Consider the following 23,543-nt stretch of genomic DNA (forward strand, 5'->3'; position numbering starts at 1 on the left):
CGCCTGGCCGAGCCGACCGCGGCGCTGATCGTGGGCCTGGCCGGCGATTACGACCACATCGCCGCGCCTGCGACCACCGATGCCAAGAACGTCATGCCCCGCGTCGCGGCGCTGCTCGACGTGATGGTGCTGTCGGATGTCTCGGCCATCCTCGACGCCGAGACCTTCGAGCGGCCGATCTATGCCGGCAACGCCATCCAGGTGGTGAAGTCGCGGGACGCGAAGAAGGTCTTCACCATCCGCACCGCCAGCTTCGACGCGGCGGGCGACGGCGGCACCGCCCCGGTCACCGAGACCGCCGCCGCCGCCGATCCCGGCCTGTCCTCCTGGGTGGCCGACGAGGTGGCCGAGAGCGACCGCCCCGAGCTGACCTCGGCCAAGCGCGTGGTCTCGGGCGGCCGGGGCCTCGGCTCGAAGGAGAGCTTCGCGATCATCGAAGAGCTGGCCGACAAGCTCGGCGCCGCGGTGGGCGCCTCGCGCGCGGCGGTGGACAGCGGCTATGCGCCGAACGACTGGCAGGTGGGCCAGACCGGCAAGGTCGTCGCCCCCGAGCTCTATGTCGCGGTCGGCATCTCGGGCGCCATCCAGCACCTGGCGGGGATGAAGGACAGCAAGGTGATCGTGGCGATCAACAAGGACGAGGAGGCGCCGATCTTCCAGATCGCCGATTACGGCCTCGTCGGCGACCTGTTCTCCGTCGTGCCGGAACTCACCGGCAAGCTCTGAGCGCTTCACCGTTTCGCAAATACTCCGGGGGAGCGCCCCTGCGGCCCCATCGAGGGGCCGCAGGGGCGCGGGGGCAGAGCCCCCCGACCGCCCGGAACATATCCCGAAAACCGCCCGGCCGCCCGCCGGGCGGTTTTTACATTGAACCTTCGGGGCGCTTGCGCCTATCGTCCCGACTGACCGACAAAAGGATGAGGTTCATGGCGATTCAATCGGTGGGCGTGATCGGCGCCGGACAGATGGGCAATGGCATTGCCCACGTCTTCGCGCTGGCGGGCTATGACGTGCTGATGACCGACATCTCGCGCGAGGCGCTGGACAAGGCCGTGGCGCAGATCGACCACAACCTGGACCGCCAGGTCAGCCGCGGCAAGATCTCGACCGAGGACAAGGATGCGGCGATGCGGCGCATCACCACCACCATGACGCTTTCCGACCTGGGCAAGACCGACCTGATCATCGAGGCCGCCACCGAGCGCGAGACCGTCAAGCAGGCCATCTTCGAGGACCTGCTGCCGCATCTGAAGCCGAACACCATCCTGACCTCGAACACCTCGTCGATCTCGATCACCCGCCTCGCCAGCCGCACCGACCGGCCCGAGCGCTTCATGGGCTTCCACTTCATGAACCCGGTCCCGGTCATGCAGCTGGTCGAGCTGATCCGCGGCATCGCCACCAACGAGGAGACCTACAAGCAGCTGGTCGAGGTGGTCGAGAAGATCGGCAAGACCTCGGCCAGCGCCGAGGATTTCCCCGCCTTCATCGTCAACCGCATCCTGATGCCGATGATCAACGAGGCGGTCTATACGCTTTACGAGGGCGTGGGCTCGGTCAAATCCATCGACCAGTCGATGAAGCTGGGCGCCAACCACCCGATGGGGCCGCTGGAATTGGCGGATTTCATCGGCCTCGACACCTGCCTGGCGATCATGAACGTGCTGCACGAGGGGCTGGCGGACACGAAATACCGTCCCTGCCCGCTTCTGGTGAAATATGTCGAGGCGGGCTGGTTGGGGCGCAAGACCGGGCGCGGGTTCTACGACTATTCCGGCGAGGAGCCGGTGCCGACGCGCTGAGATCGGGGGCTTTGCCCCCACGCCTCATGCGCCCCTTGATGGGGCGCATGAGGCGTTCCCCCAGGATATTTCCACACGGAAGAAATTCAGGGCTTCCGGCCGATCTTGGGCTCGGTTCCGGCAAGAATGCGGGCGATGTTGGCGTGGTGGCGGATGAAGATCAGCATCGCCATGAACGCCGTCACCGCCGCCAAACCTGCCCCGTCCAGCCAAAGGGCGACGAAGGGCGTCAGCGCCGCCGCGACCAGCGCTGAGAGCGAGGAGATCCGGCCGGTCAGCGCCGTCAGCAACCAGATCCCGCAGGCCGCAAGGCCCAGCCGCCAGTCCAGGGCCAGCAGCGTGCCGAGGAAGGTCGCGACCCCCTTGCCGCCCCGGAAGCCCAGCCAGACCGGGAACAGGTGGCCGAGAAAGGCCGCCGCCCCCGCGACCAGCGCCGCCTCGGGACCGGCGAGCCAGCGCGCCAGCAGCACGGCGATGGCGCCCTTGCCGCCGTCGAGCAGCAGCGTCCCCAAGGCGGCGGGCTTGTTGCCGGTGCGCAGCACATTCGTCGCGCCGATATTGCCCGAGCCGATCCGGCGCAGGTCGCCCAGACCCAGCGCCCGGGTGATGACGATGCCGAAGGGCACCGAGCCCAGCAGATAGCCGATGACGGCCCAGGGGATCAGGCTCATGCGCCCTCTCCGAAGACGCGGCGGCCGGCGACCCAGGTGCCCAGCACCCTGCCCTCCATCCGCGCCCCGTCGAAGGGCGTGTTTTTCGACTTCGACAACAGCGTGAAACGGTCCAGCACGAAAGGCGCATCAGGGTCGAACAGCACCAGATCGGCCGGCGCGTCCGCCGCAAGCCGCCCGCCCGGCAGGCCGAGGCGCCGCGCCGGGTTCAGCGACATCGCCCGCCAGAGCTGCGGCAGGCTCAGCCCACCCTGGTGGTAAAGCCGCATCGCCGCCGGCAACAGGGTTTGCAGGCCCACCGCGCCCGGTGCCGCCTCGGCAAAGGGCAGGCGCTTGCTTTCCTCGTCCTGCGGGGTGTGGAAGCTGGCGATCACGTCGATCAGCCCCTCGGCCACCGCCTCGACCATGGCCAGCCGGTCCTCCTCGGGGCGGAGCGGCGGGGTGAAGCGGAAGAAGGTGCGATAGCCGCCCACGTCGTATTCGTTGAGCGTCAGGTGATGGATCGAGATGCCGGCGGTCACGTCCAGCCCGGCCTCGCGCGCCCGCTTCAAGGCCGGCAGGCTGGCCGCGACGGTGATCTGGTCGGCATGGTAGCGGGCGCCGGTCATCGCCACCAGCGCCAGGTCGCGGTCGAGCCCCATCACCTCGGCCATGGGCGAGACCGCAGGCAAGCCGTAGAGCGAGGCGAACTTGCCCGAGGTGGCCGCCGCGCCCTTCGACAGGCCCGGTTCCTGCGGGTGACCGACGATCAGCGCGCCCAGGCCGCGGGCATAGGTCATGCAGCGCGACAGGAGCCGGGTGTCGGAAACCACCCGCACCCCGTCGGTGAAGGCCACGGCGCCCGCATCCCGCAGAAAGCCCATCTCGACCATCTCGCGCCCCTCGCGCGCGCGGGTCAGCGCCGCCATGTGGCGGATGTTCACCGGCGCGTCGGCCGCCCGACGGGTGGCGAATTCCAGCGATTCCGGCGCATCGATCGGCGGCATCGTGTCGGGCCGCGCGATCACCGTGGTCACGCCACCCGCCGCCGCCGCCAGCCCGGCGCTGCGGAAGCTTTCCTTGTGCCGCTCGCCCGGCTCGCCGATCTTGACGCCCCAGTCGATCAGCCCGGGCGCCAGACATTTTCCCGCGCAGTCGATCAGTTCGGCGCCTTGCGGAGCCTCGGCCCCCACGGCCTCGATCCGGCCGTCGCGGACGGTCAGCGTGGCCTCCTCGACCGACTGCCCCTCGGGATCGATCAGGCGGGCGTTGTGGAAATGCAGGATCATGCCATCATCTCCGCCGCCCTGGCGCCGCGTTCCGCCCGCAGGTTGCGCGCCAGCAGGTCCATCGCCGCCATGCGCACGGCGACGCCCATCTCGACCTGGTCCTGGATCACCGAACGATTGATGTCGTCGGCGATGGTGCCGTCGATCTCGACCCCGCGGTTCATCGGCCCCGGATGCATGACGATGGCATCGGGCGCCGCCAGCGCCAGCTTTTCGGCATCCAGCCCCCAGCGGTGGTAATATTCCCGCTCGGACGGGATGAAGCCGCCGTCCATCCGCTCTTTCTGCAAGCGCAGCATCATCACCACATCGGCGCCCTTCAGCCCCTCGCGCATGTCCTCATGGATCTCGCAGCCCCAGTCGCGCGCGCCCGAGGGCATCAGCGTCGCCGGTCCGATCAGCCGCAGCCGGTTCTCCATCTTGCCCAGCAGGATCAGGTTCGAGCGCGCGACGCGGCTATGCGCGATGTCGCCGCAGATCGCCACGGTCAGCCGGTGCAGCCGGCCCTTGGCGCGGCGGATGGTCAAGGCGTCCAGAAGCGCCTGGGTCGGATGCTCGTGCCGACCGTCGCCCGCGTTCAGCACCGCGCAATTCACCTTCTGCGCCAGCAGGTCCACCGCGCCCGATTGCGGATGGCGCACCACCAGCAGGTCGGGATGCATGGCGTTCAGCGTCAGCGCGGTGTCGATCAGCGTCTCGCCCTTCTTCACCGAGCTGGTCTGCATCGCCATGTTCATCACATCGGCGCCCAGCCGCTTGCCGGCCAGCTCGAAGCTGGACTGCGTGCGGGTCGAGTTCTCGAAGAACATGTTGATCTGTGTCATCCCCGCCAGCGCATCGGAATGCTTCACCGTGCGGCGGTTCAGGTCGACATAGGTCTCGGCCAGGTCGAGCAGCGTGGTGATTTCGGGGGGGGCGAGCGGCTCGATCCCCAGAAGATGGCGGGCACGGAACATGGCTTGGTCCCCAAGGTCGCGGTCGCGCCTTCTATGGCAAATGGCGGGGCGGGCGGCAAGCAGCCCCTTGCCTTGACGCGGATTTTGCCGCATCGCCAGATCATGCGTGAACAGATCGGCCTTGTCAGCTTCGTCTCCTCGGGTCCGGGTGATCCCGAGCTTCTGACCCTGCGCGCCGCCCGGCTGCTGGCCCAGGCGGATGTGGTGCTTTACGACGACCTGGCCTCGGGGCCGGTGCTCGAGCAGGCCGGGCCGCAGGCGCAGCTGATCGGCGTCGGCAAGCGCGCCGGGCGGCCCTCGGCCAAGCAGGAACATGTCAACGCGCTGCTGGTGGAGCACGCCCGGGCGGGCAAGCATGTGGTGCGGCTGAAATCCGGCGATTCCGGCATCTTCGGCCGGCTGGAGGAGGAGCTCGCGGCGCTGCGCAGCCACGGCATCCCGTTCCAGATCGTGCCCGGCGTGCCCTCGGCCATGGCCGCCGCCGCCGTCGCCGGCCTGCCGCTGACCCGGCGCCAGACCGCGCGGCGGCTGCAATTCGTCACCGGCGCCGACGTGACGGGCGGGCTGCCCGAGGACCAGAACTGGACGGCGCTGGCCGATCCGCGCGCCACCACCGTCGTCTTCATGGGCCAGCGCACCTTCCCGCAGATGGCGGCGCTGCTGGTCGAGAACGGCCTGCCCCCGGACACCCCCGCGCTGCTGGCCGAGGCGGTCGGCCATCCGCACCAGCGCCTGATCCGCACCACCGTCGCCGAACTCGGCCGGCAACTCGCCAGCGAAGGCCCCAGCCCGCATCCGGCGCTGATCCTCTACGGCCCGCTGGCCGAGGGGAACTGAGCCTGGCAACTTCTCTGTTGCCCAAATACCCGATATTGCACCCGCGCGCCCAAAAGCTATGCTGGCCGCCGAGAGAGGACCGCCATGCTGGGTTTCGTGACCGTTCAGGACAATGCGCCGGGTGCCGGCGACCGGCTGCTGATCGCCGCAGCCGAGCGCCTGGCCGCCGCCGGAATGCGGCTGGCGGGCGCGGTGCAAATCAATACCGAACCGGCGCCGGGGGGCGATTGCGACATGGACCTGCGCATCCTCGGCGACGACGGGCCGCTGCTGCGCATCACCCAGTCGCTCGGCCCGGGGGCGCAGGCCTGCCGGCTGGATACCGGGGCGCTGGCCCAGGCCGTCGCGCGCACCGAAGCGGTGCTGGACCGCGGGGCCGAGCTGCTGATCGTCAACAAGTTCGGCAAGCAGGAATGTTTCGGCCGCGGCTTTCGCGAAACCATCGCCCGCGCGCTTGCCGCAGGCATCCCGGTTCTGGTGCATGTTCCCGACGAACAGCTGCCCGCCTTTCGCGAATTCGCCGGCGAACTGGCCGAAGAGCTGCCGCCCGAGCGGATCGAGGACTGGTGCCGCGCCCGGCTGACCAGCTCGGCCGCCTGACCATGCAGATCGACGCGCGCGGCCTGCTCTGCCCCCTGCCGGTGCTGCGGCTGCGCAAGCGGCTGATGGCGCTGCCGCGGGGCACGCGGGTCACGCTGCTGGCCACCGACCCCGCCGCGGTGATCGACGTGCCGCATTTCTGCGCCGAATCCGGCCATCGCCTGATCGGCAGCCGCGAGATCGCCCCGGGCGAGACCGAATACATCGTCGAACGCGGCCCCGCCTGCGCCATCGCCGCGGACTGATGCTGGCGATCTTCCTGAAGACCCTGCCGTTCTTTCTCGTCATCGGCACGGGCTGGCTGGCCGGGCGCACGCGCTTCTTCCCGCCCGAGGCGACCGGCTGGCTGACGAAGTTCGTCTTCTACTTCGCGCTGTCGGCCATGCTGTTCCGCTTTGCCGCGACACTGGACGTGGCGAGCCTTTTCGACCCGGCCTTCGTGCTGGCCTATCTTTGCGGCTCGGCCGCGCTCTGGGCACTGGGTTTCGCGGTGGCGCGCTGGCGCCGCCAGCCGCTCGTCACCGCGGCGATGGAGGCGCATACGGCGATGACCGGCAATACCGGCTTCCTGGGCGTGCCGATGCTGGTCGTGCTGCTGGGCGAGCGTGCCATCGGCCCGGTGCTGATGGTGCTGACCATCGACATGGTGGTGTTCTCGACCCTCATCACCCTGATTGTCACCGCGGCACGGCAGGGGCGGGTGCGGCTCTCGACGCTGTGGCCCCTGCTGCGCGGCATCGTCTCGAACCCGATGATCGTCTCGATGCTGGCCGGCCTGGCCTGGGCCGGGCTGCATCTGCCGATGCCCGGGCCGCTGGACGAGTTCCTGGCGCTCTTGGGCGCCTCGGCGACGCCGGGGGCGCTGTTCGCCATCGGCGCCAGCCTGGCCGGGCGCGCGGCCGAACGCATGGGCCCGGCGCTCTGGCTCGGCTTCGCCAAGCTGGTGCTGCATCCGCTGGCGGTGGGCATCGCCGCGCTGGCGGTATTCGGGGTCGAGCCCTATGCCGCGGGCGTGATGATCGCGGCGGCGGCGCTGCCTGTGGCGGGCAATGTCTATATCCTCGCGCAATATTTCGGCACCGCCGTGCAGCGCGTCTCGGCGGCCATCCTGATCTCGACCGCGGCCAGCATCGCCACGGTTCCCGTCGTCATTCACTGGATCACGAAAGGCTAGACCATGCAGGATCTGCGGCTGAACAACCTGCTCTTCGACATGGATCAGGACGGCATCGCCACCGTCACCCTGAACCGCGCCGCCAAGCGCAACGCCCTGAATGCCGAGACCATCGAGGAGTTGGTCGCGGTGTTTTCCGCCCTGCCCGCCTCGGGCGCCCGCGCGGTGGTGCTGCGCGCCGAGGGACCGCATTTCTGCGCCGGGCTGGACCTGGTCGAGCACGGGCGCGAGGAACGCAGCCCCGCCGCGTTCATGCGCATCTGCCTGCGCTGGCACGAGGCGTTCAACAAGATCGAATATGGCGGCATTCCGGTCATCGCCGCGCTCAAGGGCGCGGTGGTCGGCGGCGGGCTGGAACTCGCCTCGTCGGTCCATATCCGGGTGATGGACGAAACCACCTATTTCGGCCTGCCCGAGGGGCAGCGCGGGCTGTTCACCGGCGGCGGCGCCACCATTCGCGTGCCCCGGCTGATCGGCCAGGCGCGCATGGTGGACATGATGCTGACCGGCCGGCTGTATTCCGGCGAGGAGGCGGTGCAGGTCGGGCTGGCGCAATACCGCGTGGCCGACAGCGAGGTCCGGGCCTACGATCTTGCCCGCCGGGTGGCGCAGAACACGCCCTTGTCGAACTTCGCCGCCTGCTCGGCGATCTCGCATATGCAGAACATGTCGGGGCTGGATGCCGCCTATGCCGAGGCCATGGTCGCCGGCATCGTCAACACCCAGGACGCCGCTAGGGGAAGGCTCGACAGCTTCGCCCAGGGCACGGCGCAGAAGATCAAGCCGGGCGAGGCGGGCTGACCCCGCCAGCGCAGCAAGGTTTCGGCCGCAAGAAACGGATCGCGGCCGCAGGCCCTGGCGGCAACATGCCCCCGTAGCCGGCCCGAGAGGCCGGGAAGGAGGGAAGATGATGCAAGAGCCGACCGCCGCCAACCGCCCCATGACGCCGCTGGAATGGGCCTTGTTGCTGGCGCTGTCCGCGGTCTGGGGCGGGTCGTTCTTTTTCAACGCCGTCGCGGTGCGGGAATTGCCGGTGTTCACCGTGGTGGTGTCGCGCGTGGCGCTGGCCGCGCTGATCCTGCTGGCCATCCTGCGGCTGCGAGGCGAGCGGATGCCGCGGGGCCGCGCGGTCTGGGCGGCGTTCTTCGGCATGGGCCTGCTGAACAACGCCATCCCGTTTTCGCTGATCGTCTGGGGACAGCAGCATATCGCCTCGGGCGCGGCCTCGATCCTGAATGCCTCGACGCCGCTCTTCACCGTGATCCTCGCCCATGTGCTGACCAGCGACGAGCGCATGACCGGCGGCAAGCTGGCCGGGGTTCTCATCGGCTTTGCCGGCGTGGCCGCGATGATCGGCGCGGATGCGCTGCACGACCTGGGCGCGCATGTCGTGGCGCAGCTTGCCTGCCTTGCCGGGGCCATATCCTATGGCTTCGCAGGCATCTACGGACGCCGGTTCCGCGCGATGGGGGTCAGCTCGATGAGCACGGCGACCGGACAGGTGATCGCGTCCAGCCTGATCCTGCTGCCGCTTGTCGCGGTCGTCGACCGGCCATGGACGCTTGCGGCGCCAAGCCCGGCGGCCGCCCTTGCGCTGATCGGCCTCGCCGCGATTTCGACCGCGCTGGCCTATGTGCTGTATTTCCGCATCCTCGCCACGGCGGGCGCGACCAATCTTGTGCTGGTGACCTTCCTGATCCCGGTCAGCGCGATCCTGCTGGGCACCCTGTTTCTGGGCGAAGCCCTGCAACCGCGCCAGTTCGCCGGCATGGCGCTGATCGGGCTGGGGCTGGCGGCGATCGACGGGCGGCCGTGGCAGGCCGTCCGGCGGCGAAGAGGCGATTCGGCGGCATGAGCCTGTCCGCCTGACAGCCCATGCCGCAGGCCGCGGCAGCGCGGGTCAGTCCACCGGACGGATCAGCTTTCTTTCCAGCACGCGCAGCACGGTGGGCAGGTCGTGCCCGCGCTTGAGCACGCGCCCATCCATGCCGATCACCGCATATTGCCCCTGGGCCTGGCGCAGCTTGGGACGCTTTTCGATGCGATAGAGCGGATGCTCGGCCGCGCGGCGAAAGATCGAGAAGACCGCCATGTCGCGCAGAAAGGACATGGCATAGTCGCGCCACTCGCCCGCCGCGACCATGCGGCCATAGAGGGACAGGATGACGCCCAGTTCGGCCCGGTCGAAGGCCACGCGATCATGCTCGGACGGGAAACCGAAGGGCGCATTCATCATGAAGGAATGGTGACACCGCGCCGGGGCGCAATCAACGAAAAAGGGCGGCCCCGCGCCGTCCCTTGCCGATCTGCCCGGGATAGTGGCCTAAAGGCCGGCGCGCCGCCGCCCGGCCATGCGCGCCAGCGTGCCGTCGCGCCACATGCCCTCATGCACGCCGACCATGACGACATGGCCCAGGATCAGCGCCAGAAGCAGCCAGGCCAGCTCGCCATGCAGCGCCTCGCCCACCCCGACCATCCAGCCGATCGGCGGTTGCTGGGCCGGGAAGATCTCGAAGCCGAAGGGGGCAAAGACCCGCTCGCCGCCATAGGCGCGCAGCAGGGCCGCGACCGGCACCAGGGCCATGACCAGATACAGCGCCAGATGGCCCAGCCGCGCCGCCAGCCCCCAGAACCCGGGGCCGTGATCCGGCCGGTGCCGGCGGTTCGCCAGGGCCCAGGCCGCGCGCAGCACGATCAGCAGCAACAGCGCCGTCCCCACCGGCTGATGCGATCCGACGAAAAAGGACACCAGCGGCGTGCGGCCCAAGGCCGCCCGCAACCCCATGCCGAAAAACTGCCACAGCATCAGCGCGGCGATGCTCCAGTGCAGCAGGCGCGTCACCAGGCCATAAACCTGTTCGGTATCGCGCAAGGGCAGAGGTTTCGGGGGCATGGCCGCTCCTGCGCGGATTAGCCGCGCGAGTAAAGTTGACTAAATTCCTTAGCGACATTATGGCCATGGCCGCAGACGGGCAAGACCCGCAATCCGGTGCCCGGGGTAACATGGTTGTCAGCTTTTTCCTTTTCCCGCGATTTTCCCGATGCCGGCCGGAGCGGGCCTGAGATGGACACGCGTCACGACAGGCTGGCCGAGACCGGCTGCCCGCTGACCGAGGCGCAGGAGGGGCTGTGGTATGTCCAGGCGCTGGACCCGGGCAACCCGATCCTGAACACCGGGCAATATCTGGAACTGACCGGCCCGCTGGACCGCGACGCCCTGGCCCAGGCCGTTTCCCGCACCATCGCCGAAACCCCGGCCCTGGCGCTGCGGTTCGGCAGCGGACCGCAGGGGCCGCGGCAATGGGTCGGCCTGCCGCCGATGCTGGGCTTTGCCGATCTGTCCGCGCAGCCCGATGCGGAGGCGCAGGCGCTGGCGCAGATGCGCGCCGACAGCCGGCGCCCGCTGGACCTGGGCCGCGAGCCGGCCGGGGCGCTGACGCTGTTCGTCCTGGGCCCCGAGCGGCATCTGCTCTACGAACGCATCCACCACCTGGCCATCGACGGCTATGGCATGGTGCTGGTGACGAACCGCATCGCCGCGCATTACGCCGCGCTGGTGGCCGGAGCGCCCGTGCCCGAGCCCTTTGGTCCGCTGTCGCTGGCGGCCGAGGAGGACGCGGCCTGGCGCGCCTCGCCCCGGCGGCTGGCCGACCGCGACTGGTGGCATGCCGAACTGGCCGATCTGCCCGAGGTCGCCGGACTGGCGCCGGGCCGCGCGGTCAGCGGACCGGATTTCCTGCGCGATTCCCGGATGCTGCCGCAGGCGCTGCTGGACCGGCTGGCGGATTACGGCACCCAGCACCGGCTTGGCTGGCCCGACGTGCTGAACGCGCTTTGCGGTGCCTATCTGGCGCGCTGGACCGGGGGCGAGGCGGTGATCGGCCTGCCCTTCATGGCGCGGATGGGCCGCAAGATCGCGCAGGTGCCCTGCATGGCGATGAACGTGCTGCCGCACCGGCTGCGGCTGGACGAGGACGCGCCCCTGCCCGAATGGCTGGCCGCGCAGTCGAAGCGCATGGCGCAGGACCGCCGTCGCGGGCTCTATCGCAGCGAATTCCTGCGCCGCGAACTCGGACTGGTCGGCGGCACGCGGCGGCTTTACGGGCCGCTGGTGAACGTGCAGCCCTTTGACAAGCCGCCGGAATTTCCCGGTCTGCGGACGCGGCTGCATATCCTGGGCGCCGGCGCGGTCGATGACCTGACGCTGACCTTCCGCGGCGATCCGGCCTCGGGCATGATCTTCGAGGTGGACGCGAATCCGGCACTCTACACGCCCGAGGAGGTGCGCGATCATGGCGACCGGCTGGTCGCCTTCCTGACCGCCGCGCTTGCGGCCGAGACCCTGGCCAGCGTGCCCACAGCCAGCCCGGCCGAGGTCGCCGAGGCAAAGGCGCGGGCCGAGGCGACGCGCCATCCGGTCCCCGACACCACCCTGACCGCGCTGATCGAGGCGCAGCTTGCCGCCACGCCCGATGCGCCGGCAGTCAGCTTCGGCGCCGACAGGCTGAGCTTTGCCGAACTCGACCGCCGCAGCGCCGCCCTGGCCGCGCGACTGCAAGACCTGGGCGCCGGCCCCGACCGCGTCGTCGCGGTGGCGCTGGAGCGTTCGCTGGAACTGCCGGTCGCGCTGCTGGCCATCCTGCGCGCCGGCGCCGCCTATCTGCCCCTCGACCCGGCGCATCCGCCGGAGCGCATCGCCCGCATCATGACGCAGGCCCGGCCGGTCGCGGTGCTGGCCTCGGCGGAGCTTACGGCGCTGTTCCCGCCCGGCACCGCACCGCTGCTGCCGGGCGACTGGCCCGCCGAGGGCCACCCCAAGGCCACGCCGGCGCCGGACGATCTGGCCTATGTGATCTTCACATCGGGCTCGACCGGCGAACCCAAGGGCGTCGCGGTCGAGCATCGCGCCATCGTCAACCGCCTGCTGTGGATGCAGGCGCATTACGGCGTCGTCTCCGACGACCGGATCCTGCAAAAGACCCCCGCGACCTTCGACGTCTCGGTCTGGGAATTCTTCCTGCCGATGATCGCCGGGGCCGAGCTGGTCATGGCGCCGCCCGGCGCGCATCGCGACCCCGCCGCCATCGCCCGGCTGATCCGCGAGCGCGGTATCACCACCTGCCATTTCGTGCCCTCGATGCTCTCGGCCTTCCTGGCCTCGCCCGCCTCGCAGGGCTTGCGGTTGCGCCGGGTGTTCTGCTCGGGCGAGGAGCTGACGGCGGACCAGCGCGACCGCTTCCACGCCCGAATCGAGGCGGAGCTGCACAACCTCTATGGCCCGACCGAGGCGGCGGTGGACGTGAGCTACTGGCCCGCCGAACCCAAGGATCGCTCGAACCCGGTCCCGATCGGCTGGCCGGTGTGGAACACGGCGCTGGAGGTGCTGGACGACCGCATGCGCCCGGTGCCGCCGGGCCTGGCCGGGCATCTCTACCTGGGCGGGGTGCAGCTGGCGCGCGGCTATTTGGGCCGGCCCGACCTGACGGCCGAGCGGTTCGTGGACGGCCCCTCGGGTCGGCTTTACGCCACCGGCGACCTGGCGCGGCTGCGGCCGGACGGGGCTGTGGTCTATCTGGGCCGCTCGGACCACCAGGTGAAGATCCGCGGGCTGCGGGTCGAGCTGGGCGAGATCGAGGCGGCGATCATGGCCACCGGCCTGGCGCGCGAATGCGTGGTGATCGCGCGCGAGGATCATGCCGGCGAAAAGCGCCTCGTCGCCTATCTGGTGCCGGGCGAGGATTGGCGGCCCGGACTGCTGGCCGAACGGCTGGCCGCCAGCCTGCCGGCCTATATGGTCCCCTCGGCCGAGGTGGGGCTCGATGCGCTGCCGGTGACCTCGAACGGCAAGCTCGACCGCAAGGCGCTGCCCGCGCCGGCATTCGCCGCCCCGGGCCGGCCGGCGGAAAGTCCGACCGAATGCCTGCTGGCAGGGCTGTTCGCCGAGATCCTGCACCTGCCCGAACCCGCCCCGGCCGAGGCGGATTTCTTCGCGCTCGGCGGCGATTCGCTTTCCGCCGTGCGGCTGGCCCAGGCGCTGGAGTCCGAGACCGGCCGCGACCCCGGCCTGGGCACGATCTTCGAGCATCCGGTGCTGGCGGTGCTGGCCGCGGCGCTGGACGCGCAGGCGCCGCGTGACGACGGGCTCGGGCCGCTGATCCTGCTGGCCGAAGGCGATGCGCAGGCCGCACCGCTGTTCCTGATCCATCCGGCGGGCGGCCTTGCCTGGGGCTATCGCGGGCTGGCGCGCCGCATCGCGCCGGCACGGCGGGTCTGGGGGCTGCAACATCCGGGCCTGGACCCGACGGTGCCGATGCCAGAAAGCCTTGCCGCGCTGGCCCAGGACTATGCCCGGCGCATCGCCGCGCTGGCGCCACCGGGGCCGGTTCATCTGGCGGGCTGGTCGGTCGGCGGCATCCTGGCACAAGAGATCGCCGCGATCCTGTCCACGATGGGCCGCGAGGCCGGGGTGGTCGCCATGCTGGACAGCTATCCCTGCGACGCCTGGCGCGACGAGCCCGAGCCGGACCCGGTCGCCGCCCTGCGCGCCCTGCTGGCCATCGCCGGCTATGACCCCGAGGCGCATCGCGACCTCGACACCCGCGAGGCGGTGGTCGCCTTCCTGCGCCGTGGCGATAGCGCGCTGGGGGCGCTGCCCACGCAGGTGTTGGACGGGGTGGTGCGCACCGTGACCGGCACCAACCGGCTGATCCGGGGCCACCATCACCGCCGCTTTGCCGGCACGGTCACGCATTTCCGCGCCGCCCGCGACCACAAGGATCGCGCGCTGACGCCGGAAATGTGGGCGCCCTATGCCGCCGGGCTGGAGGTCATCGACCTGCCCTTCCTGCATGCCGAGATGACCTCGGCCGAGGCCACGGCCCTGATCGCGCCCGAGCTTATCCGCCGACTGGATCGGAGCTGACCGGCTGGCCTTCCTCGTCGGCCAGCCGCGCCGGCGGCGGCAGGCCGGGGAAGGCCAGCGCGAACACACCGCTCGCCAGCCCGCCGATCAGCCAGGCGATGCCGAGCAGGATCTCATTCGCATCCGATTGAAGATCGGCAATACCGCGCGACATATAGAAACCCGGGATCCCCTCTTGCACCTGCGCCGCCCCAAGGCCGCACAGCACAAGGCCCAGCAGGACAAATGCATATCTGATGACAGCCATCCGAATCCTCCTTTGCTGCCGCCAGCCAAGCACGAAAACCTGAAGATCCGGTTAATCCGCGCTGGCAAAGGGCAGGACCAGCGGGAAAGAGCCGGCCAGCGTCTGGATATGGATCAGCCCCGGCAGAACATGGACCTGCGCGCGATGGCCGGGATGGCGGGCCAGGTCGGCGACGAATTGCATGGTCGCCGGTGCCGGTCCGTCGGGCGGCGGGCCGTCGCTGCCCGAGCGTTTCTCGCGATCCCCCAGCGCCACCAGCAGCGGCAGCGAGGCAGGCACGGCGTCCCGGGCCACGCGGCGGATCAGCGCCTCGTCCCACCAGATCGAGGGGCTGATCGCGGCATGGCGGGCAAAGCCCTGCGGCCGCGCGAGCAGCGCGTAAAGCGTAAACAGCCCGCCGAAACTGTGACCCCAGAGCGTGCGGCGGGCGGGATCGACGGGCAGGCCGGCCTCGGCCGCCTCGCGCAGCGGGCCGGTCAGCCGGTCGTGAAAGATCGCCGCGCCGCCGGCCATGCGGCCTTCGTGGACATGGTCGGGGCGCAGCCCGTCGCCCGGCCCGTCCGGCGCGGTGAAGTCCAGCGTCCGCAGCTCGCGCGCGAATTGCCGGTCGGTGTCATAGCCGATGCCGACGATCATCAGCCCGGGGGCCAGCGCCAGATGCTCGGCCGCCAGGAAATCGAAGGCGGCATTGCCGTCCAGCATATAGAGCACCGGCCAGCCCCTGGCGGGCGCGGGCGCCTTGGGCACGGCCAGGAACAGCCGATAGCCGGGACCGACCGCCACCACCTTCTGCGACAGCGCATGCGTCGGCGCCCCGGTCTGAAAGATGCGCAGTTCGGCCTGCTTTCTGGCGTGATCCGGCCCGACCTGTCCCAGCTGCGACATATTGCTTCGATTCCCTCACATTTATGACCCGACTCTCTCGCCAGCGTTAGTTGACAAGGACAGTCAGGAATATAGGTTGCGCGCTGACCGAAGCCAGCCCTGATCCGGGGTCAGCCAAAGCGAGACCTGATCTGTTTTCAAGGAGTTTCTCATGGCACATCCATCGCGCCCCTTGCTGCGCACCCTGTTGGGGGCGTCAGCGCTTGCGCTTTCGGTGATCTCGGGCCCGGTGCTGGCCGAGACGGTCTTCACCAAGCCGCTGGTCGATTTCGCCGGCCGCGTCAGCGCCGGCGGCGTCGAGCGCGCACCCGTCTACAAGGGCGGCAAGGCGGTGATCGAGGGCGAGAACCTGATCCCCGGCCAGACCGTCACGCTGATGCGCGGCACCACCGCGCTGAACGCCGAGCCGATCACCGTCGATGCCGAGGGCAAGTTCAGCTTTGCGCTGGACATCGACGCCGAGGCCGAGCTGGGCTTGCAGCCCATCGTCGTCATCACCGAGAATCCGGCCTCGGCCGAGGTGGTCGAGCTGAAGATCTCGCCCGAGGTGCCGGTGACGGGGGCCGAGAGATTCGCCGTCATCAGCGAGCCGGTGGTGCGCGGGCTTTACCAGGTGAAGTTCAGCGAGGCCGCGAATGCCGCCTTCGTGACCAGCGCGGTTGGCCGGCCGCCGATCAAGGAAGCGAAGCTGGTCAAGATCAACCCCGAGACGCTGAAGATCGAGGCCGAGGCCGTCCCGGGCGCCGCACCCCCCCGTCCCGACGGCAGCGACGGCGGGCTGTTCGCCGTCTATGGCGTCGATGTGGACGATGCGAACGGCCATGTCTGGGTGACCAACACCCGCCAGGACACGGCCGCGGTCTACAAGCAATCCGACCTGTCGCTGGTCAAGCAGTTCGAGCCGGGCGCCGTGCCCCATGCCCGCGACGTGGTGGTGGACGAGGCCAACGGCCGCGCCTATGCCAGCGCCACCGGCACGCCCGAGATCAAGGTCTTCGACACCAAGACGCTGGAGCCGCTGGAGCCGATCACCATCCAGTCGCAGATCCGGGGCGAGGCGTTCTCGACCATGGCGCTGGACATCGACGAGGCGGGCGGCAAGCTGGTCACCGTCAGCCTGTCCACGCCGGAGGCCGCGCTGGTCGATCTCAACTCGGGCGAGGTCAAGGTGATCGCGCTGCCGGGCGCCAAGGCCGCCTCGGGCGTGGCCTATGACCCGCAGGAGGGGCTGATCTTCGTCGCCTCGCAGGCCACCGACAACCTGCTGATCGTCAAGGCCGAAACCGGCGAGGTCCTGCATGACGTCGCCGTGGGCGCCGGCGCGCTGAACGTGGCCTTCGAACCGGTAAGCCGCCTGGCCTATGTCGCCAATCGCGGCGCGGGCACCATCACCGTGGTCAGCCCCGAGGGCGAGATCGTGGCGAACCTGGACGCCGGCAGCCTGCCCAACCAGCTGCGCGCCGACGGCAAGGGCAATGTCTGGGCGGTCAACAAGTCGCGCGGCGAAGACGACGAGGCGGGCGACCGCATCTGGCGCATCACCCCCGCCACGGAGTAAGAGGGGCGCTGACCCCGCCGGGGCGCCCGCGCGCGCCCCGGCGCATGAGCCAATGGATCCGCCATGACCTTGACCCGCCCGCTGCTTGCCGCCCTTGCCCTGATCGCCTCGCTTGGCTCTGCCGCGGCGGATGTGGTGGCCACCGACATCCTGGGGCGCGAGGTGCATCTGCCCGGGCCCGCCCGCCACATCGTGCTGGGCGAGGGGCGGCACCTGTCGGTGCTGGGGCTGATCCATGACGATCCGGTGGCGCTGGTCTCCGGCTGGCGGCTGGACAAGGCCCTGGACGAGCCGACCATGCAGGCCTATCGCGAGAAATTCCCGGATATCGACCAGATCCGCCCGGTCGGCTCGGGCAATCGCGACATCTCGGCCGAGGCGATCATCGCGCTGCATCCCGACCTGGTGGTGCTGACGCTGATCGACCGGAACGACCCGGGCATGGAGGTCGCCCGCCAGCAGATCGAGGCGGCGGGCATCCCGGTCGCCTATGTCGACTTCTTCTCGCATCCGCAGGAGAACTCGATCCCCAGCCTGCGCATCCTGGGCAAGCTGACCGGCGCCGAGGAGCGCGCCGAGGAGTTCGCCGAGTTCTACGACAGCCGGCTGGCGCGCATCCGCGACCGGCTGGCGAGCGCCAATCCGCCGCAGCCGCGGGTCTTCTTCCATGTCCATGCCGCCGCGCAGAACTGCTGCTCGACCGTCGGCACCGGAGTGTTCCACGATTTCATCGCCACGGCGGGCGGGCAGAATATCGGCCATGACACGGTCAAGGGCGTGCTGGGCAATGTCAGCCTGGAATACCTGATCGGCGCCGATCCGGATGTCTATATCGCCACCGGCGGCACGCATATGGCGGCGCGGGGCGGGCTGGTCCTGGGCTCGGGCGTGGATGCGGAAACCGCGCAGGCCGGCTTCGACAGGCTGATCTCGGCGCCCGGCTTCTCGTCGCTGCGCGCGATCGAAGACGGGCGCGCGGCCGGGGTCTGGCACCTGTTCAACGATTCGCCGGTGCATATCGCGCTGATCGAATACCTGGCCAAGGCCTTTCACCCCGACCTGTTCGAGGATGTCGATCCCGCCGCCACCCTGGCCGAGATCAACGCCCGCTTCTCGCCCGTCATCGTGCCGGGGACATGGTGGGTGACGCCCGCGCCATGAGCGACGCGACGCTTCAGCTCTATCACCGGCAAGGCCGGCGCAACGCCCTGCTGGTCGGCGTGCTGGGACTGGCGGCGCTGGCGGCGCTGCTGCTGGATCTGGTAACCGGCCCCGCAGGGCTGCCGCTGGCCGATACGCTGCGCGCGCTGGCCGGAGGCGAGGTCGGACGCGGCACCCAGGTCATCGTCTGGGAGGTGCGCCTGCCCGTGGCCTGCATGGCGTTGCTGGTCGGCGCGGCGCTGGCGCTGGCCGGCGCCGAGATGCAGACCGTGCTGGAGAACCCCTTGGCCGAGCCCTTTACGCTGGGCGTCTCGTCCTCGGCCGCGCTTGGCGCCGCCGTGGCCATCGTGCTGGGCCTGACCCTGCCGGGCCTGCCGGCGGTCTGGAGCGTGTCGGGCAACGCCTTCCTGTTCGCGCTTGGCGCGCTGGGGCTGTTGCAGATCTTGGGCCGCATCCGCGGCGGCGGTCCCGAGGTGCTGATCCTGTTCGGCGTGGCGCTGAACTTCACCGCCGCCGCGCTGCTGTCCTTGCTGCAATTCGTCGCCTCGGCCGATGCGCTGCAACAGCTGGTGTTCTGGACCATGGGCAGCCTCGCCTCGGCGCAATGGCCGGGCGTGATGCTGATCGGCGTGGTGCTGGCGGTCTCGGTGCCGTTCTCCTTTCGCGCGGCGTGGAAGCTGACCGCGCTGCGGCTGGGCGAGGATCAGGCAAAAAGCTTCGGCGTCGATGTGGCCGGACTCAGACGCTGGACGCTGCTGCGGGTCAGCCTGCTGGCCGCCTCTGCGGTGTCGATGGTCGGGGTGATCGGTTTCGTCGGCCTGGCCGGGCCGCATATCGCCCGGATGCTGGTGGGCGAGAACCACCGCGTCTTCCTGCCCGCCAGCATCCTGACCGGGGCGCTGGTCATGTCGCTGGCCTCAACGCTCAGCAAGACGCTGGTGCCCGGCGTGCTGCTGCCGGTCGGCCTCGTCACCTCGCTGATCGGGCTGCCGATCTTCTTCGCGCTGATCCTGCGCGGCAGGCGGCGCTGATGCAGGGGCTGCTGGCACAGGGCATTTCGGTGCGCTACGGCGCGCGCAGCGTGCTTGCGGGGCTGGACCTGCCCTTGCTGCGGCCGGGCGAGGTCACGGTGCTGGCCGGGCCGAACGCCGCCGGGAAATCCACGCTCCTGCGCGCCATCGCCCAGTTGCAGCCGCATGGCGGCAAGGTGCTGCTGGATGGGCGCGACCTGGCCCATGTGCCGATGCGCGACCGCGCCCGGCTGGTCGGCTTCATGCCGCAAAGCCTGCCTGCGGGGTCCTCGCTGGTGGCGCTGGAAAGCGTGATCGCGGCGCTGCGCGCGGGCGAGACCCTGGGCGCGCGCCAGGCCGATGCCGCCGCCATGGCGGTGCTGGACAAGCTGGGCATCGGTTCGCTGGCGCTGGAACCGCTGTCGGCCTTGTCGGGCGGACAGCGGCAGATGGTCAGCCTGGCGCAGGCCATCGTGCGCGACCCGCGCCTGCTGCTCCTGGACGAGCCGACCAGCGCGCTGGACCTGGCGCGGCAGGTGCGGCTCTTGTCGGAACTGCGCCGGCTGGCGGGCGAGGGGCGCATCGTCGTCGCCGTGCTGCACGATCTGGCGCTGGCGGCGCAATGGGCCGACCGCATCGTGCTGATCCACAGCGGCCATACCCATGCCGAGGGCGCCCCGGAGCAGGTGCTGACCCCGCGCCTGCTGGCCGAGGTCTATGGCGTCGAGGCGCGGGTCGAGCGATGCTCGCGCGGGCGGATCATGGTGCTGATCGACGGCGAACACGCACCCGCGTGATCTGGGGAAAGGCGCTTCAGCGCCGCGCGGTCAGTGCGCGCGCTGGCGCGAGCGAAAGGGCAAGGGCGCGACGGGAATGCCGTCCTCCACCAGCTTCCTGGCATCCTCCAGCTTCGCCTCGCCATGGATCGCGCGCTCGGGCGCCAAGCCCTCATGCATGGCGCGGGCCTCGGCGGCAAAAGACATGCCGACGTAATCGGAATTTTCCTCGACATGGCGGCGCAGCTTCTCCAGCACAGCCTCCTGCTCGTTGCGGGGGCTGTGCAGATCGGGGGCCTCGTCGCGGCCATGCACTACGCGCGGCGCCATCAGCGCCTTGTCCACCTCGGCCGAGCCGCAATGCGTGCAAGTGACCTGCCCCGCAGCGCGCAAGCTTTCGAACCCGTCCGAGGATCGGAACCAGCCATCGAAATCATGGCCTTTGTCACAACGCAGGGCATAGCGGATCATCGCGACTCCTTTCCCCTTAAATATCGGGCCGCGCAAGGGCTTATACAAGGTCGCGCCGCGCCAGAAGCCGAATCCGCGCGATCAGCGTGGCCGGATTGCCAGCCCGCGCCAAGAGCAGCGCCCGCGCCGCCTCGCCCATGCGGCGCTGGCCCGCCGCATCCCGCGCCAGCCCGGCCAGCAAGCGCGGCAGCGCCGCCGCCTCGCAGCCGCTTGCGGCACCGGCGGCCTCCAGATCGGCATAGTCGCCGGCATGGTTGGCGACATGCGGCCCGTGCAGGATGGCGCAGCGCCAGGCGGCGGGCTCCCATGGCGTATGCCCGCCGTGATCGGCGAAGGAACCGCCGGTGATGCAGATGCCGGCGGCGCGATACCAGGATGCCATCTCGCCCAGCGTATCGGCCAGCAGCACCGGCGCCCCAAGCCCGCCGCCCCGACTGCGGCGCGCGCATTCCAGCCCCCGCGCCGCGATCAGCGCCGCCACGGCATCGCCGCGCTGGGGATGGCGCGGCGCCAGGATCAGCCGCAACCCCGGCACCGCCTCGCGCGCGGCCGCCCAAGCGTCCAGCATCAGCGCATCCTCGCCCTCATGGGTCGAGGCGGCCAGCACGGTGCGGAAACGCTCCGGCGCATCCTCGCCCGGCTCGACCCGGGCCGGGCCCAGCAGCTTCAGGTTGAGCCGCGGCGTCAGCGCATCGGGCCGCAGCCCCAGCGCCAACAGCCGCGCCTCGCTGTCCGCATCCTGCGCCGACAGGGCGTCGATGCGGCGCAACATCGGCCCGATCAGCCCCGGCAGCCGGCCCCAGCGCGCCGCCGAGCGCGCCGAGATCCGCGCGCCCACCACGACCTGCGCCACGCCCCGCGCCGCCGCCATGGCCAAGCGGTTGGGCCAAAGCTCGTTCTCGACCGTGACCAGCACGGCGGGCCGAACCCGATCCAGGAAACGTCCCACCGCCTGCGGCACGTCCAGCGGCGCCAGCGCGCAGGCATGGCCCAGCCGCCGCGCCAGATCGCGCCCGGTCAGGCTGTTCACCGTCACCACCAGGGGAAAGTCCCGCGCCAGTTCCTCGGCCAGCACCTGGACCGAGTTGAGCTCGCCCACGCTGGCCGCATGCAGCCAGATGCCGCCCGGCGCAACCGCGGGGCCGGACAGCGCCAGCCGCTCGCGCCAATCCGCCCCGCCAAGCGGTGCGGCCAACCCCAGCGCCCCGCCGGCCAGCGCCGTGGCGCCGCGCCAGATCAACGCAGCGCGGCCTCGGCAGCCTCGCGGATGGCGCGGATATTCTCGCCATAGGGCGCGCTGTTCGACACCGAGCCGCCGCGGAACACCGCCGAGCCGGCGACCAGCACATCCGCCCCCGCCGCCGCGACCAGCGGCGCGGTGCTGGGATCCACCCCGCCGTCGATCTCGATATGGACCGGCCGGTCGCCGATCATGGCACGCAGCGCACGCACCTTCTCGACCTGGCTGTGGATGAATTTCTGCCCGCCGAAGCCCGGGTTCACCGTCATCACGCAGATCAGGTCGATATCGTCCAGCAGGGGCCGCGCCGCCTCGGCGGGCGTGCCCGGGTTCAGCGCCAGCCCGGCCCTGGCGCCGGCGCCGCGAATGGCCTGAAGCGTGCGATGGACATGCGGCCCGGCCTCGACATGGGCGGTGATGATGTCGCTGCCCGCCTCGGCGAAGGCCTCGATATAGGGATCGACCGGGGCGATCATCAGATGCACGTCCATCACGCCGCGGATATGCGGCCGGATCGCCTTGCACATGGCGGGGCCGAAGGTCAGGTTCGGCACGAAATGCCCATCCATCACATCGACATGGACCCAGTCGGCGCCCTGATCCTCGACCGCGCGGCATTCCTGGCCGAAATTGGCGAAATCCGCGGAAAGGATCGAAGGCGCGATCTTGATGCGGCGGTCGAATGTCATGGCTGGCTCCCTGCATTGCCCCTGGTCCCGGTTATCGTCCAAGGCCGCCGGCCGTCAACAGGCCTGAAAGTCGCATTTCTCCGTTTTCCAAATACTCCGCGGGGGTCCGGGGGCGCGAAGCCCCCGGCTTCCCCCTTGGGCTTTCCGGCGCAGGGCTTATATTGAAGCCAAGGCGCCAGGCCGCCATCGGCCCCGCGCATCCGTATTCCGAAGGACTTGTGATGACCGAAACGAAGGAAATTTCCTGGGACGACAGCATGCTGCCCTTCCAGCTGGAACGCTCGGACATGCGCGGCCGCATCGCGCGCCTCGGGCCCCTGCTCGAACATATCCTGTCGCGCCACGACTACCCGGTCCCGGTCAGCGCCATGGTGGCGGAACTGACCACCCTGACGGCACTGATCGGCCAGACCATCAAGCTGCGCTGGAAGCTCTCGCTCCAGGTGCGCGGCAACGGCGCCATCCGCACCATCGCCACCGATTACTACGCCCCCGAGACCGAGGGCGGGCCCGCCCGCATGCGCGCCTGGGCCAGTTTCGACGCGGACCGGCTGCAAGACGGCCTGCCCGGCTTCGACCAGCTGGGCCAGGGCTATTTCGCGGTGCTGATCGACCAGGGCGAGGGCACGACGCCCTATCAGGGCCTGACGCCGCTGGCCGGCGGCTCGCTCGCCACCTGCGCACAGACCTATTTCGAGCAATCCGAGCAGTTGCCCACCCGCTTCGAGCTGACGGTCGGCCGCGCCCGCCTGCCCGGCCAGAGCCAGGATCACTGGCGCGCCGGCGGCATCATGCTGCAAACCCTGCCGGCATCGAGCCATGCCGCAGCCGGCACGCAGACCGAAGGGGGCGAGGACGAGCGCGGCATGGTAAGCTCCGCCGAGATCCTGCAAGGCGCGCAATCCGAGGACTGGAACCGCAGCACCATGCTGATGGCCACGGTCGAGGCCATGGAACTGGTCGATCCGGTGCTGCCGCTGCCGAACCTGCTGTTCCGCCTGTTCCACGAGGAGGAGCCGACCGTTTTCAGCCCGCAGCGTCTGGTCTTCGGCTGTTCCTGCAATGCGGATCGGGTGCGCGGCACGCTGTCGATCTATTCGGCCAAGGACATCGCCCATATGACCAACGAGGACGGCATCGTCACCGCCGATTGCCAGTTCTGCGGCGCGCATTACGAATTCGATCCGAAAAGCCTTGGCTTCGAGGCGACCATCGACGCCGAGGGCAACCCCCTGCCCAAGGGCGAGGCGGGGGAAAGCCGGGCCGCGCTTTGATG

24 protein-coding genes are annotated in these 23,543 nt (G+C 70.0%); 14 read left to right on the forward strand and 10 right to left on the reverse strand.

What is annotated here, in order from left to right:
• Both AQY21_RS14970 and AQY21_RS14975 read left to right on the forward strand, forming a co-directional pair.
• Positions 1-726 (forward strand): electron transfer flavoprotein subunit alpha/FixB family protein (locus tag AQY21_RS14970; RefSeq protein WP_058098426.1); only part of this gene is annotated, 726 nt, incomplete at its 5' end.
• Positions 727-926: 200 nt separating this feature from the next.
• Positions 927-1,802, forward strand: coding sequence for a 3-hydroxybutyryl-CoA dehydrogenase (locus tag AQY21_RS14975; RefSeq protein ID WP_058098427.1), 876 nt, complete (start codon positions 927-929; stop codon positions 1,800-1,802).
• An 86-nt stretch (positions 1,803-1,888) separates the two neighbouring features.
• Here the strand turns inward: AQY21_RS14975 and plsY are convergent, their stop codons facing one another.
• Genes plsY through AQY21_RS14990 form a run of 3 tightly spaced genes read right to left on the reverse strand, consistent with a single transcriptional unit; the run spans position 1,889 to position 4,697 of the window.
• Positions 1,889-2,473: a glycerol-3-phosphate 1-O-acyltransferase PlsY gene (gene plsY, locus AQY21_RS14980; protein WP_058098428.1), complete on the reverse strand. Its 585-nt coding sequence runs from the start codon at positions 2,471-2,473 to the stop codon at positions 1,889-1,891.
• Positions 2,470-3,741, reverse strand: coding sequence for a dihydroorotase (pyrC, locus tag AQY21_RS14985; protein ID WP_058098429.1), 1,272 nt, complete (start codon positions 3,739-3,741; stop codon positions 2,470-2,472). The genes plsY and pyrC overlap by 4 nt, the downstream gene beginning before the upstream one ends.
• On the reverse strand, positions 3,738-4,697 hold the full coding sequence (locus tag AQY21_RS14990) for an aspartate carbamoyltransferase catalytic subunit (protein WP_058098430.1): 960 nt from the start codon (positions 4,695-4,697) through the stop codon (positions 3,738-3,740). The genes pyrC and AQY21_RS14990 overlap by 4 nt, the downstream gene beginning before the upstream one ends.
• A 102-nt stretch (positions 4,698-4,799) precedes the next feature.
• Between AQY21_RS14990 and cobA the strand changes: the two genes are divergently transcribed.
• From cobA to AQY21_RS15020, 6 genes are all read left to right on the forward strand, one after another.
• The gene (gene cobA / locus AQY21_RS14995; RefSeq protein ID WP_058098478.1) at positions 4,800-5,534 is read left to right on the forward strand and encodes a uroporphyrinogen-III C-methyltransferase; all 735 of its coding nucleotides are present in this window, start codon (positions 4,800-4,802) and stop codon (positions 5,532-5,534) included.
• 84 nt (positions 5,535-5,618) lie between these two features.
• Positions 5,619-6,134, forward strand: coding sequence for a DUF2478 domain-containing protein (locus AQY21_RS15000; protein ID WP_058098431.1), 516 nt, complete (start codon positions 5,619-5,621; stop codon positions 6,132-6,134).
• Positions 6,135-6,136: 2 nt separating this feature from the next.
• Positions 6,137-6,379, forward strand: coding sequence for a sulfurtransferase TusA family protein (locus tag AQY21_RS15005; protein WP_058098432.1), 243 nt, complete (start codon positions 6,137-6,139; stop codon positions 6,377-6,379).
• A complete protein-coding gene (locus tag AQY21_RS15010; protein ID WP_058098433.1) occupies positions 6,379-7,308 on the forward strand; it encodes an AEC family transporter in 930 nt (309 codons plus the stop codon). Before AQY21_RS15005 ends, AQY21_RS15010 begins: the two co-directional genes overlap by 1 nt.
• Positions 7,309-7,311: 3 nt before the next feature.
• Positions 7,312-8,109 (forward strand): crotonase/enoyl-CoA hydratase family protein, encoded by a 798-nt coding sequence (locus tag AQY21_RS15015; protein ID WP_058098434.1) that lies wholly within the window; start codon positions 7,312-7,314, stop codon positions 8,107-8,109.
• 106 nt (positions 8,110-8,215) lie between these two features.
• Positions 8,216-9,163: a DMT family transporter gene (locus tag AQY21_RS15020; RefSeq protein WP_238986798.1), complete on the forward strand. Its 948-nt coding sequence runs from the start codon at positions 8,216-8,218 to the stop codon at positions 9,161-9,163.
• A gap of 45 nt (positions 9,164-9,208) precedes the next feature.
• Here the strand turns inward: AQY21_RS15020 and AQY21_RS15025 are convergent, their stop codons facing one another.
• Positions 9,209-9,541, reverse strand: coding sequence for a DUF2794 domain-containing protein (locus tag AQY21_RS15025; RefSeq protein WP_058098480.1), 333 nt, complete (start codon positions 9,539-9,541; stop codon positions 9,209-9,211).
• Between the two features lie 90 nt (positions 9,542-9,631).
• The gene (locus AQY21_RS15030) at positions 9,632-10,201 is read right to left on the reverse strand and encodes a cytochrome b (RefSeq protein WP_058098435.1); all 570 of its coding nucleotides are present in this window, start codon (positions 10,199-10,201) and stop codon (positions 9,632-9,634) included.
• Positions 10,202-10,372: 171 nt separating this feature from the next.
• Between AQY21_RS15030 and AQY21_RS15035 the strand changes: the two genes are divergently transcribed.
• The gene (locus AQY21_RS15035; RefSeq protein WP_058098436.1) at positions 10,373-14,230 is read left to right on the forward strand and encodes a non-ribosomal peptide synthetase; all 3,858 of its coding nucleotides are present in this window, start codon (positions 10,373-10,375) and stop codon (positions 14,228-14,230) included.
• Here the strand turns inward: AQY21_RS15035 and AQY21_RS15040 are convergent.
• On the reverse strand, positions 14,205-14,477 hold the full coding sequence (locus AQY21_RS15040; protein ID WP_058098437.1) for a hypothetical protein: 273 nt from the start codon (positions 14,475-14,477) through the stop codon (positions 14,205-14,207). The genes AQY21_RS15035 and AQY21_RS15040 overlap by 26 nt on opposite strands.
• Positions 14,478-14,528: 51 nt before the next feature.
• On the reverse strand, positions 14,529-15,362 hold the full coding sequence (locus AQY21_RS15045) for an alpha/beta hydrolase (protein ID WP_058098438.1): 834 nt from the start codon (positions 15,360-15,362) through the stop codon (positions 14,529-14,531).
• Between the two features lie 151 nt (positions 15,363-15,513).
• On the opposite strand from AQY21_RS15045, the gene AQY21_RS15050 reads away from it, so the two are divergent.
• From AQY21_RS15050 to AQY21_RS15065, 4 genes are all read left to right on the forward strand, one after another.
• Complete coding sequence (locus tag AQY21_RS15050) at positions 15,514-16,920, forward strand: YncE family protein (protein WP_058098439.1); 1,407 nt, start codon at positions 15,514-15,516, stop codon at positions 16,918-16,920.
• A gap of 63 nt (positions 16,921-16,983) precedes the next feature.
• Positions 16,984-18,081: an ABC transporter substrate-binding protein gene (locus AQY21_RS15055; protein WP_058098440.1), complete on the forward strand. Its 1,098-nt coding sequence runs from the start codon at positions 16,984-16,986 to the stop codon at positions 18,079-18,081.
• On the forward strand, positions 18,078-19,112 hold the full coding sequence (locus tag AQY21_RS15060; protein WP_058098481.1) for an iron ABC transporter permease: 1,035 nt from the start codon (positions 18,078-18,080) through the stop codon (positions 19,110-19,112). Before AQY21_RS15055 ends, AQY21_RS15060 begins: the two co-directional genes overlap by 4 nt.
• Entirely contained in the window at positions 19,112-19,888 is a 777-nt protein-coding gene (locus AQY21_RS15065; protein WP_058098441.1) for an ABC transporter ATP-binding protein, read from the forward strand. The genes AQY21_RS15060 and AQY21_RS15065 overlap by 1 nt, the downstream gene beginning before the upstream one ends.
• Positions 19,889-19,918: 30 nt before the next feature.
• Here AQY21_RS15065 and AQY21_RS15070 read toward each other — a convergent pair whose 3' ends face one another.
• The 3 genes from AQY21_RS15070 to rpe are packed head-to-tail and all read right to left on the reverse strand — an operon-like array spanning position 19,919 to position 22,267.
• Positions 19,919-20,338, reverse strand: a complete 420-nt coding sequence (locus tag AQY21_RS15070; RefSeq protein ID WP_058098442.1) for a DUF1178 family protein — start codon at positions 20,336-20,338, stop codon at positions 19,919-19,921.
• Positions 20,339-20,378: 40 nt separating this feature from the next.
• Positions 20,379-21,578: a 3-deoxy-D-manno-octulosonic acid transferase gene (locus AQY21_RS15075; RefSeq protein ID WP_058098443.1), complete on the reverse strand. Its 1,200-nt coding sequence runs from the start codon at positions 21,576-21,578 to the stop codon at positions 20,379-20,381.
• Complete coding sequence (rpe, locus tag AQY21_RS15080) at positions 21,575-22,267, reverse strand: ribulose-phosphate 3-epimerase (RefSeq protein ID WP_058098444.1); 693 nt, start codon at positions 22,265-22,267, stop codon at positions 21,575-21,577. The genes AQY21_RS15075 and rpe overlap by 4 nt, the downstream gene beginning before the upstream one ends.
• Before the next feature lie 221 nt (positions 22,268-22,488).
• Here rpe and AQY21_RS15085 point away from each other — a divergent pair, with 221 nt between their 5' ends.
• Positions 22,489-23,541, forward strand: a complete 1,053-nt coding sequence (locus AQY21_RS15085) for an Hsp33 family molecular chaperone HslO (RefSeq protein ID WP_058098445.1) — start codon at positions 22,489-22,491, stop codon at positions 23,539-23,541.
• The last annotated feature ends 2 nt before the right edge of the window (positions 23,542-23,543 follow it).

The organism is Paracoccus sp. MKU1, assembly GCF_001447385.1.
Classification (GTDB): domain Bacteria; phylum Pseudomonadota; class Alphaproteobacteria; order Rhodobacterales; family Rhodobacteraceae; genus Paracoccus.

Coding starts and splice junctions, on each gene's coding strand:
- AQY21_RS15065 (WP_058098441.1), top strand. CDS start 19,112: ATGCAGGGGCTGCTGGCACAGGGCATTTCGGTGCGCTACGGCGCGCGC.
- rpe (WP_058098444.1), bottom strand. CDS start 22,267: ATGACATTCGACCGCCGCATCAAGATCGCGCCTTCGATCCTTTCCGCG.
- AQY21_RS15050 (WP_058098439.1), top strand. CDS start 15,514: ATGGCACATCCATCGCGCCCCTTGCTGCGCACCCTGTTGGGGGCGTCA.
- AQY21_RS15030 (WP_058098435.1), bottom strand. CDS start 10,201: ATGCCCCCGAAACCTCTGCCCTTGCGCGATACCGAACAGGTTTATGGC.
- AQY21_RS15000 (WP_058098431.1), top strand. CDS start 5,619: ATGCTGGGTTTCGTGACCGTTCAGGACAATGCGCCGGGTGCCGGCGAC.
- cobA (WP_058098478.1), top strand. CDS start 4,800: ATGCGTGAACAGATCGGCCTTGTCAGCTTCGTCTCCTCGGGTCCGGGT.
- AQY21_RS15005 (WP_058098432.1), top strand. CDS start 6,137: ATGCAGATCGACGCGCGCGGCCTGCTCTGCCCCCTGCCGGTGCTGCGG.
- AQY21_RS15070 (WP_058098442.1), bottom strand. CDS start 20,338: ATGATCCGCTATGCCCTGCGTTGTGACAAAGGCCATGATTTCGATGGC.
- AQY21_RS15015 (WP_058098434.1), top strand. CDS start 7,312: ATGCAGGATCTGCGGCTGAACAACCTGCTCTTCGACATGGATCAGGAC.
- AQY21_RS15010 (WP_058098433.1), top strand. CDS start 6,379: ATGCTGGCGATCTTCCTGAAGACCCTGCCGTTCTTTCTCGTCATCGGC.
- AQY21_RS15040 (WP_058098437.1), bottom strand. CDS start 14,477: ATGGCTGTCATCAGATATGCATTTGTCCTGCTGGGCCTTGTGCTGTGC.
- pyrC (WP_058098429.1), bottom strand. CDS start 3,741: ATGATCCTGCATTTCCACAACGCCCGCCTGATCGATCCCGAGGGGCAG.
- AQY21_RS14990 (WP_058098430.1), bottom strand. CDS start 4,697: ATGTTCCGTGCCCGCCATCTTCTGGGGATCGAGCCGCTCGCCCCCCCC.
- AQY21_RS14975 (WP_058098427.1), top strand. CDS start 927: ATGGCGATTCAATCGGTGGGCGTGATCGGCGCCGGACAGATGGGCAAT.
- AQY21_RS15085 (WP_058098445.1), top strand. CDS start 22,489: ATGACCGAAACGAAGGAAATTTCCTGGGACGACAGCATGCTGCCCTTC.
- plsY (WP_058098428.1), bottom strand. CDS start 2,473: ATGAGCCTGATCCCCTGGGCCGTCATCGGCTATCTGCTGGGCTCGGTG.
- AQY21_RS15020 (WP_238986798.1), top strand. CDS start 8,216: ATGATGCAAGAGCCGACCGCCGCCAACCGCCCCATGACGCCGCTGGAA.
- AQY21_RS15055 (WP_058098440.1), top strand. CDS start 16,984: ATGACCTTGACCCGCCCGCTGCTTGCCGCCCTTGCCCTGATCGCCTCG.
- AQY21_RS15025 (WP_058098480.1), bottom strand. CDS start 9,541: ATGAATGCGCCCTTCGGTTTCCCGTCCGAGCATGATCGCGTGGCCTTC.
- AQY21_RS15045 (WP_058098438.1), bottom strand. CDS start 15,362: ATGTCGCAGCTGGGACAGGTCGGGCCGGATCACGCCAGAAAGCAGGCC.
- AQY21_RS15060 (WP_058098481.1), top strand. CDS start 18,078: ATGAGCGACGCGACGCTTCAGCTCTATCACCGGCAAGGCCGGCGCAAC.
- AQY21_RS15035 (WP_058098436.1), top strand. CDS start 10,373: ATGGACACGCGTCACGACAGGCTGGCCGAGACCGGCTGCCCGCTGACC.